Source organism: Mesorhizobium sp. 01N446 (genome assembly GCF_056399285.1).
Map to the genome: position 1 here is coordinate 1 of NZ_JBFTRA010000058.1, position 351 is coordinate 351.

Genomic DNA, 351 nt, shown 5'->3' on the forward strand with positions numbered 1-351 from the left:
TGGCTATGATCCCTGGCTATGATCCCTGCTATGGCTTCCATCATACTGACCGGCGTCTCGGTCGAATTTCCGGTCTTCAACGCGGCAAGCCGGTCCCTCAAGAACCGTGTACTGAGTGTGGCCACGGGCGGCGCGATCGACCGTCGGGTCGATGGCCATGTCGCGGACTGGAGGATGTAAGCTTTTCGGTGAACGAGGGGGACCGCATCGGCCTTGTCGGCCACAACGGCTCCGGCAAGACGACACTGCTGCGCGTGCTGTCGGGCATCTACAGGCCGACGAGCGGCTCGGCGGTGATCCAGGGCGAATGCGTATCGCTGATCAACATCTCCCTGGGCATCGACCCGGAAG

Annotated in this window: 2 protein-coding genes; both read left to right on the plus strand. The window is 62.4% G+C overall.

What is annotated here, in order from left to right:
* Positions 1–30 precede the first annotated feature (30 nt).
* Complete coding sequence (locus AC1DPX_RS35210) at positions 31–180, plus strand: hypothetical protein (protein ID WP_477242634.1); 150 nt, start codon at positions 31–33, stop codon at positions 178–180.
* A gap of 8 nt (positions 181–188) precedes the next feature.
* The coding region (locus AC1DPX_RS35215) for an ATP-binding cassette domain-containing protein (RefSeq protein ID WP_477242636.1) at positions 189–351 on the plus strand (163 nt) is incomplete at its 3' end.